General features: G+C 54.3%; 7 protein-coding genes and 1 pseudogene. 4 read left to right on the forward strand and 4 right to left on the reverse strand.

Annotation, left to right across the window (positions count from 1 at the left end; genetic code table 11):
• Positions 1-30 precede the first annotated feature (30 nt).
• Positions 31-1,710, forward strand: coding sequence for a glycosyltransferase family 2 protein (locus Q1K70_RS12815; RefSeq protein ID WP_300160179.1), 1,680 nt, complete (start codon positions 31-33; stop codon positions 1,708-1,710).
• 231 nt (positions 1,711-1,941) lie between these two features.
• On the opposite strand, the pseudogene Q1K70_RS12820 reads toward Q1K70_RS12815, so the two are convergent.
• From Q1K70_RS12820 to Q1K70_RS12830, 3 genes and pseudogenes are all read right to left on the reverse strand, one after another.
• Positions 1,942-2,199: pseudogene (locus tag Q1K70_RS12820) on the reverse strand (transposase); the annotation flags it as partial.
• A 263-nt stretch (positions 2,200-2,462) separates the two neighbouring features.
• The gene (locus tag Q1K70_RS12825) at positions 2,463-2,945 is read right to left on the reverse strand and encodes an SH3 domain-containing protein (RefSeq protein ID WP_300160181.1); all 483 of its coding nucleotides are present in this window, start codon (positions 2,943-2,945) and stop codon (positions 2,463-2,465) included.
• Positions 2,946-3,823: 878 nt separating this feature from the next.
• On the reverse strand, positions 3,824-4,120 hold the full coding sequence (locus tag Q1K70_RS12830; RefSeq protein WP_366521702.1) for an SH3 domain-containing protein: 297 nt from the start codon (positions 4,118-4,120) through the stop codon (positions 3,824-3,826).
• 337 nt (positions 4,121-4,457) lie between these two features.
• Between Q1K70_RS12830 and Q1K70_RS12835 the strand changes: the two genes are divergently transcribed.
• The 3 genes from Q1K70_RS12835 to Q1K70_RS12845 all read left to right on the forward strand — a co-directional run bounded on the left by Q1K70_RS12835 (position 4,458) and on the right by Q1K70_RS12845 (position 8,201).
• The gene (locus tag Q1K70_RS12835; RefSeq protein WP_300160183.1) at positions 4,458-4,934 is read left to right on the forward strand and encodes an Hsp20/alpha crystallin family protein; all 477 of its coding nucleotides are present in this window, start codon (positions 4,458-4,460) and stop codon (positions 4,932-4,934) included.
• Positions 4,934-7,432, forward strand: coding sequence for an ATP-binding protein (locus Q1K70_RS12840; RefSeq protein ID WP_300160184.1), 2,499 nt, complete (start codon positions 4,934-4,936; stop codon positions 7,430-7,432). The genes Q1K70_RS12835 and Q1K70_RS12840 overlap by 1 nt, the downstream gene beginning before the upstream one ends.
• A 328-nt stretch (positions 7,433-7,760) precedes the next feature.
• Positions 7,761-8,201, forward strand: coding sequence for a hypothetical protein (locus Q1K70_RS12845; protein ID WP_300160186.1), 441 nt, complete (start codon positions 7,761-7,763; stop codon positions 8,199-8,201).
• Between the two features lie 4 nt (positions 8,202-8,205).
• On the opposite strand, the gene Q1K70_RS12850 is transcribed toward Q1K70_RS12845, so the two are convergent.
• A protein-coding gene (locus Q1K70_RS12850) for an IS5 family transposase (RefSeq protein ID WP_300160192.1) occupies positions 8,206-9,049 on the reverse strand; the annotation gives its coding sequence in 2 pieces (ribosomal slippage) (positions 8,206-8,641 and positions 8,640-9,049; 846 coding nt in all).
• Between the last annotated feature and the right edge of the window lie 29 nt (positions 9,050-9,078).

The raw sequence follows: 9,078 nt of genomic DNA on the forward strand, positions 1-9,078 counted from the left end.
GGAACGCGCCGTGTCCGTTGTCTGTAAGCCATGCGCCCCACACTCTCTGCTCCTCCAGCCATTTCTGTCCAGATTCCCGTTTATAATGCCGCGCCGTATCTTCGCGAATGCCTGGATTCCGTTTTGGGCCAGACATTTACGGATTTTGAGGTCATTTGTGTTGATGATGGTAGCAGCGATCTTTCCAGCGTCATAGTCCAAGACTACGCACGACGCGATTCACGCATTAAGCTTTTTACTCACACAACAAATCTGGGTACACTGCAGGCAAGGAAAACGGCATTCAGAAATAGCCACGGTGCATTCATGTCCTTTGTTGATGCCGACGATGTCATCCACCCTCTATTATTTGAAAAACTTATCGCAAAAATTAATGAGACTGATGCTGATATCGTCCAATTCGGATGCGCCATATTGGATCCAGGAGAAAAAATTACACAAGAAATTCGAAATAGTTATGAAGAATACTTCTCCACAATTTCCCTGAAGCCTATTGTTGGAACAGAAGTTTTTACATCATATGTATCTTCAATAAAAACAAATTTATGCACAAGCTTTATCTCTAACAATGTATACAAATCATTGACACATTACATTCCATCACAATCTGTAGTGCATGGCAATGACAATTTATTGATGTTTATGGCTACTTATTTTGCAAATAAATATGTGCCACTAAATGAGATTTTGTACTATTATCGTGCAAGCGACACATCGTCGAATTTAACTATTCCAGATATGAAATGCCTGCAGGCTCATATTTATAGCCGGTCTGAGGTTTTGCATCTTGCCAAAGACTTTATTTTGGCAACTAAGAAGTTTTATGACCCACAGACACCGCCTGTTAATTTTTTTAATGAAAGTGCATTCAATTACTGTATCGAACTCTCGTGTCGTGTTCTTGAGAAAAACAGGAAGTATCTAACGCAAATCTCTGCATTATTACAAAAATGTTTCGGAGGCCTAATACAAGAAGACATACTCCACAACTCAATAAATGAGAGTTTTTATAGCGCTACAACGTCATTGACATGCGCACGACGTCTTTTGACCAAGAAAACGTCCCTGTACAATTTATCTGTATCTAATCAGTCGTATATGAATATTTTTTTTCCATCCCAGGATAATCCCAAACACTATGAGTATACCTTTTGCTGGCCAGACCATGAAAGCGACGTGCCACTGACTTTCATCAATCCATTACTTCAAGATATTGTGTTGGTTTTTGCCATGAATATCGATCAGTCTATGCAAAATTACATTTCTTTCACACTGACAATTGACGGTGAGCCTGTTGAACCCAAAATCTTACTGAATACAAAACCAAGTTTTGTGTATTCAAAAATTTACAGACCCCATCATAATCGTATCGATACAATAAACATCGCCTTGGAGGTCCACGTAAAAAGCACAGATTATCATCAGAATAATTCGGCAACTGTAAAGATCGGCACGATGCTATCTTTGCACTCTTTGAATGTTTTTTCTACCACAACACCAAACATGGGGAACTTTCCCATTTCTCATTTTGATGGCTTTGCCTATTTGAAAGCTTATCCTGATATTGCCAAACTCGTTTCAGATCGCGTTTTTCTTTCAGCTGCGCACCATTATGCTTTGAAAGGTTGCGATGAAGGACGCCATTGCTTTCTTGCCGTTTCCCGTCCTCCAACAATGGGCTATCGATTCGAAATTCCGCCTCAATCCTAGTGGCCTCCCGGGCCTTTTCGGACCATCTGAAACTTGAGAGGGTGGCTTTCGACGACGAAGAGGGAGCCATGAGAGGTCCTTCCGGGTTTTCCGTGGGGAGGTGACCGGCTATGGTCTTCCCCGGAGGTCGACCATGAAGGACACGGACCTGTATTCTCGGATTCTGGGGCTGAGCGACCCGTGGTTTGTTGGTGACGTCGCGTTGGACACGGCCGGGGGCCGAGTGGACCATTTTTTTGCGGCAACTTCCTTCATGACCTCGATCTCGAGGTCCCGCTCGGCCAGGAGCCGTTTGAGCCGGATGTTCTCCTGCTCCAACTGGTGCAGGCGTTTGACGTCGTCGGCGTTCATGCCGCTGAAACGCTGCCGCCAGCCATAGATCGTCTGCTCGCTCACGCCGTGACGCTTAGCGACCTGGGCTACCGGATCCTTGTCGGCCTCGCGTAGGATGCCGACCATCTGCTCTTCCGAAAATCGTCCCTTTCTCATGGCTCCCTCTTCATCGTCGGAAGCCACCCTCTCAAGTTTCAGATGGTCCGAAAAGGCCCGGGCAGGTCACTGAGCCCGCCCACGTGTCGCTGACTGCTCAGGAGTCAAACCGACTCGAATTCGTGCGCCCATACGGCCTCCTTTGTGGAGACCATTGTATACACTTTATTCAAGGACACAACACTAGATGGCTGGCATGAACATGAAATCACAGGACCTGTCGGGAAGGCACCGCTAGTGGCACCTTCCCGACGCGGTTAATATTAAAAGAGGGCCGGACCACAGGTATTCTGAAAAATGTTATTCGTATTGACCCAGCCGCACATGTCGGTGCTGGGCACATGTACCAGAGCCCAGCCTTCGTGATCGTCCACTAATACGTCGACCTGGGTGCCGATAGCCAGCTTGGCCAACTCACCGCAGTACGTGCCTTCACAGTTGCGAAGGGGCAGGCCCGAGAAACCGGCCTTGGCCGACCGCATGGGCGTTGTGGTCCAGGCCTCGGCCATGATGTACGGCTGCCCCGGACACATGGTCGGAACCTGAGGGGCGAGGGGCGGGGTCACAGCCACGGCCGGGGGCGACAACGGTGCTTGCTGCATAACTCTGTGCGCGGCTTTTTTATTATGCCGCATCCGTTGGACTTTTTTTGAGGGGGGAGGGCCTTCTTCGTCAGCGTGGGCCACAATGGCGGAGCCGGACAGCATGGCGAGGGCAAGAAACACGGAAACGAGAGTCCTTTTCATGATGCCTCCTGTTTTGGGGCCGCACTTGGTCCCGGCCCGTTCCGCATCCTGAAGGATGCTACAATTCTTATGGTTATACACCGTCGGCGAACCCGGTCAATTCCGTTTCATCGCCAAGGCGGCACACCTTGGGGCGGAGGGGAGCCTGTCTCATTAATAACGGATAGATACGGATGCATATGGATTGATATTTTGTTCAAGTCCATGAAATTAAAGTTGTCCCTGATTTTTCGAGGGTAGGATTATTTGTACGTGCGGAAGAGAGGCAGGTCTCAAATTTTAATTTTTATCTTTATGTGTAAATAACAACCTATAATCTAGAGCGAAATCGTGTCATGTCGCGACCAAGGATAAGGTCGGTGGTTTGGCAATCTCTTGATAATGATTATCATATTTTAATTTAGAGGTATCAGAGGAGGTGTGCCATGAAGCGTTTATTTGTTATGCTGCTTCTGGCTTTCGCCCTGTTTTTCGGGGCGCACCAAGCTTCAGCCCTGGTTATTGGAGGACCGGGTTTTTATGTAGATGTGCCGCCACATGTCTATGTCGGACCTCATCCTGGGTATTGGACACCGTATTACGGGCCTTCCTATCCTGGGCCAGGCATAGTGATCGGTGTGCCGGTGTATCCGCGATATTATTACCATCAGCGGTATTATTATCACCATCGGCGACATCACTAACGTAATTAATGGCGCTGCCACTTTTGCTGAAAAGCCTGTTGCGCGCAAATAAAAAGACTTCTCGGCTGGTTGTGACAGCTACAGGAAGAGGTGCCCAGTGCCGGCGGACACCTTTTTTGTGTTCTTACCCCTCCGGACCAAGAAATGGGGCAAGATGAGGGAACCACCATCTGCCGGCTCCGTTAGGTGCATTAATTAGGGGAGCCGCAGATAGCGTGCCTCCACCCAGCCCGGTACGCCCGAGTCAAGGACTACAATCCGGGCCCAATTGCCCTGGTATTCGTACACCTGGAGTGCTTGGCCATTGTATACAACAGTACGAGCCTCGCATTTTTCGGACGGGCAGGTGCGCACGTGGAGCGACTCAGCCGCCACCACCCGGACATAGCCTGCCGGTGGCGGTGGCACGAAACCCACGGAAACGGCGCAGCTGGACAGCATAACCGCTAGGAAAAGTCCCATCGTCAATCTGGTTCCCAGTCGTAAGGTCATAGCTCCCTCCCTTTGGGGGATTCTTTTATTTAATGCCGAGAAGGGAGGATTTTGTCCAGACGCCTGCAGGCTATTTTGAAAACCTGGGGCTACTTTTCCCGCAAAAGGGTCCGGAGTTCGGGCAAGTGAAAACACGAATGTCTGGTCAGGCGGAGGGTTCGCCTTGTGGCTCAAATGGAAATATTTTTCGACAGCTCAAGGACGCCGCCGGCCTTCACCCCGCCGGACCTGCTACGAAACCCCGCCTTGACATTTTTTTTAATTACTCGTCTATGCTGAAACAAAATTCCGGTCAGGCCGCCACCTGCCGGGAAACCCTCAGCCGGAGGCGACGGCTATGCCCGATCTGATGCCCTGGGGGGCCACGGAGCTCTCCAAACTCAAAGACAACTTCGACAGGCTCTTCGCGGCCTTGTGTGAGGACCTCGGCATCGTCCAGGCGGCCTTCCCGGAAGGCGGAATACGCGTAGTCCAAAAGGACGGGGAGTGGGTCATCGTCTGCCCTCTGCCCGGTATTGAGCCCGAGGATGTGACAGTGACCTCAACCGGCCGGGTCCTGTCCATCGTGGCAGTCAGGAAAAGCGGTCGCGGCGCGGGGATGATCAGGCTGTCCCAGGAATTGGCCCTGCCTTTCCCCATCGACCAGGCTCGGGCGGAACTCGAAGGCGGGGTGCTCACGGTCCGCCTGGCGCGCCAGACCCCACCTGCGGCCCGGGCCATCCCCGTGGGCAAAAAACAGGGCGGGGCGCAATGCCCTCCGTCCACCAACGCGGCTGTACCGGCCCAACCCCCTGAAACCGATCGGAGCACCTGATGACCGCATTCGCAAATCCCCGTAAGCTTACGCTTGAACAACTCCGCTGGAGGCTCGATCCCGCCAGCCTGTCCTTCGAAACCACTACGCAGCTTGCGCCCCTGGACGCCGTTATCGGCCAGGACAGGGGCCTGGAAGCCCTGCGCTTTGGCATGGGCATGGCCAGACGGGGATACAACATCTTCGTCACCGGTGACCCCGGCCTGGGACGGCTTTCTGCGGTCAAGCGCATCCTTCAGGAACTGTCCAAATCCGATCGCGTGCCCGACGACCTATGCTACGTCAACAACTTCAAGCGCCCGGAAGCTCCGGTCCTCTTGCGCTTCAAGGCCGGATTGGGGGCGGCCTTCAAAAAAGACATCCACGAATTCCTGGAACGGCTCAAAAAAGAGATCCCGCAACTCTTCGAGAGTGAGGAGTATATCGCCCGCAAAAACGAGATCATCGAGCTGCACGAAAAAAAGGTGGTGGAGTTCTACAACGCAGTGGAGGAAAAGGTCAAAAACACCGGCCTGGCCGTGGTGCGCATGCAGGTCGGCCCCTACACCCGCCCGGACGTACTCCCGCTCGTGGATGGCGAACCCAAGCGCATGGTGGACCTAGAGGCCATGGTGGAAAACGGCCGTTTTCCCAAGAACGAATACGAGGAGATCAAGGAGAAGCGAACCAGGATCAAGGGCGAGGTGGACCATCTCATGCTCGAGGTGCGCGCCCTGCAAAAGGATGTCGACCGCAAGCTCGAGGAAGTGGACAAGCTCATGATCCGGACCATAGCTTCGGAATCTCTGGCCCCGCTCCATGAGCGTTACGCCGATCCGAAGATCCTGGCCCACCTTGAGGCTCTGGTCGAGCACATGGTGGACAACCTGGAAGACCTGAAGCTGGTCGGCGGCCGCCCCAAGGGGATGCCCCCGGGGATGCCTTACATGGGCCCGCCGCCGGACGCGGTCCTAGCTCCCTACGGCGTTAACCTCCTGGTGGACAATGCGGAACAGACCGGGCCGCCGGTGATCATCGAGTCCTATCCCACCTACCGCAACCTTTTTGGCGGTGTGGACCGAGTGGTTGGGCCCTACGGGGGCTGGCAAACCGACTTCTCCAAGATCACCGCCGGCGATTTCGTCAAGGCCAACGGCGGCTACCTGGTCTTGAACCTCATGGATGCCGTCAGCGAGCCCGGGGTGTGGCAGACGCTCAAGCGGTCGCTCAAAACCGAACGCATCGAGATCCAGACCTACGACCCCTTCTATTTTATCTCCGGCACGGGACTCAAACCCGAACCCATCGACATGGAAGTCAAGGTGGTGGTCCTCGGCGATCACAGGCTCTACCAGCTTCTCCTGTACTACGACCAGGACATGCCCAAGATCTTCAAGGTGCGCGCCGACTTCGGCCGGGTCATGGACAAGACCGAGGAGTCGGTGGAGAACATGGCCCGGTTCATCGCCGGCGAAGTGGCGCGCCAGGGGATCAGACCCTTCGACGCCGGGGCCGTGGTCGTGGTGGTGGAGCACGCGGTGCGCATGGCCGGTCGGGTGGAGAAGCTCTCCACGGCTTTCCCCCTGCACGCGGACCTGCTCCACGAGGCGGACCTCTATGCCGCCCGGGCCGGATCAGACACGGTACGAGCCGAGCATGCTCGCGAAGCCCTGCTGGCCAGGGTCGGGCGTCTCAGCCGCATTGAGGAACTCCTGCGGGAAATGATCGCCCGGGGCAGCCTGTTCGTGGACCTGGAGGGCTCGGCTGTGGGGCAGGTCAACGGCCTAGCTGTGCACTCCATTGGCGACCACTTCTTCGGCATGCCCTCGCGCATCACCGCCAGCACGGCCATGGGCCGCGAGGGCATCATCAACATCGAGCGCGAGGCCGAGCTGTCCGGTCCCATCCACAGCAAGGGCATGCTCATTCTGGCCGGCTACCTGCGGCGCAACTACGCCCAGGACAAACCCTTAAGCCTGACTGCCAGCATCGCCTTCGAGCAGGCCTACTCAGGAATCGACGGCGACTCGGCCTCGTCCACCGAGCTCTACGCCCTGCTCTCCAGCCTCTCCGGAGTGCCGCTACGCCAGGACGTGGCCGTTACCGGATCGATCAACCAAATGGGCCAAGTGCAGCCCATCGGCGGGGTGAACGAGAAGATCGAGGGCTTTTTCCTGTGCTGCAAGGACAAAGGCCTGACCGGCAGCCAGGGGGTAATGATCCCTCAGGCGAACGTCAAGGATCTGATGCTGCGCGATGAGGTCCTGGAGGCCGTTTCCCAGGAACTCTTCAGCGTCTGGGCCGTGGGCACCATCGACGAGGGCATCGAACTTCTGACCGGACTTCCCGCCGGCGCCAGGGACAACAAAGACGGCAAGTATCCCACGGGGAGCGTCAACGCCCTGGTGGACGAACGGCTCTTGGCCCTGGCCGAGGGATTGCGCGATTTCGCCAAGGAGCCAGAAGAGGGTCAAGGCAAGGGGAAGGCCAAGGGAAAAAAGCGTAACGGCACGATATGAGGCTATCGCCTCCCCCCCGGAAGCACGACGCGGTCTGGTTCCCCGTCAGCCGCGCCGCAGGCGGTAACAAGGTCGCCTGCGCGTTCGATGTGACCCAATGAAATTGCCTTGGTGCTGCTCTATAATTGCTCGGCTGGGAGGTGGCTTCCCGCTATCTTGGCATCGGTTTGGACGTGGCCATTACGGCAAGGCCCGGTCACGCCTTATGACTCAAATTGAACGATTTTTCGACGGAGAAACCATCTTTCTGGAGATGGAGAGTGACAGATTTTTTTAGGTGAGTTATGGGGGAAAGAGCGAGGCGTGCGCATTTTCCTAGGAGGAAATTATGAAGCTGTATCCCTTTGCCTTATCGGTATTTTTGTTAGTCCTGGTCGCTTCGACCACTGCTTACGCACAGACCCAGTTTTACTGCGTTAAGCCTGACGGCATGCCCATGGCGACCATTGTCATGCCCATGGGGCTTCAGGATGATCCCAGTGTTGTGTGTAATGCTGTCGTTCCGCAATGCTACCTGACTTGTGCCGCCGTAGAACATATCACACTCTCTGGACCTGTAGCGCCGCCCAACCTGCCGGTGGTGACGGTTACTCCGGGGATGTTGCCCAAAGATATTAACCAGTACAATTACGAATCGCCCGCTTACTGCGCACAACAGTACCAGGCTTGCGCGGCCCGCTGTGGAGGCAATATGGCCTGTCTTGGCGAATGCAACAGTGTACGTTCTGGGTGTGGCAGGGGAAATCCCGGTGGTCGACACAACGAATAAGGACTTATCCATAAATAATTTTGGTTTTTATTTTCCGCAATGCAATGATTGCCGCCGCCAAATGGATCAATGCTAAATGGGTTGCCCCGAGCTTCTCATACCGAATCGTCAACTTGCGGAACCGGTTGAACCAAGAGTGACAGGCCTCAACGACCCACCGTCGTGCTTTGAAAGAAGGGTTTACACGCTTTTCTCGCTGTTCTTCGCCGCGAGGGCGCACATGAGGTTTGTATCCGGCCGCGAGAATTACTTTGCGCGGAGCTTCTCCCGCATATCCAGCATCAGCGCATAGGTTTTCGGACTCGGCTTCCATGATCGGCTCCGCAATCTTGTTTGCCAAAACTGCTTTCAGCTGACTGACGTCATGCCGGTTGGCCCCGGTGACGACGACCGATAACGGGACGCCACGCCCGTCCACAAGGATATGGCGCTTTGTTCCTTTTTTTTCCTCGATCCGTAGGATTTCTCCCGGAACTCTCTTTGGCCATTGGAGCCTTGTTCATGCAGCCATCTATGGATTGCCATTCCCAGGCGATTCCTTCCATGTCGTCATACTCGGACAAGCCTCGCTGCCAAAGCTCCAGAAAGAAACCCGATTGTTCCCATTCTCTGAAATATCGGTGAATTGCGCTCGGACTGCCAAAAACTTCTTTGGGCAACGCCTTCCATTGAATGCCGGTCCGCAACACATATACGATAGCGGAAAAGACAGTGCGCGCCTCAATCGGCTTTCTGCCTCCTCCAACCTTGCGTTTATATTGCTTTTCATCGTCCCTCTTTGGCCTAGGGATCAAAGGCTCAACTATCTCCCAAAACGCGTCCGACACTTCCCATGATTTTATGCTCATATGCCTGCCTCCGTTGGAGAAAAGCATAC

The sequence above is a fragment of the Solidesulfovibrio sp. genome (genome assembly GCF_029978005.1).
Lineage (GTDB): Bacteria > Desulfobacterota > Desulfovibrionia > Desulfovibrionales > Desulfovibrionaceae > Solidesulfovibrio.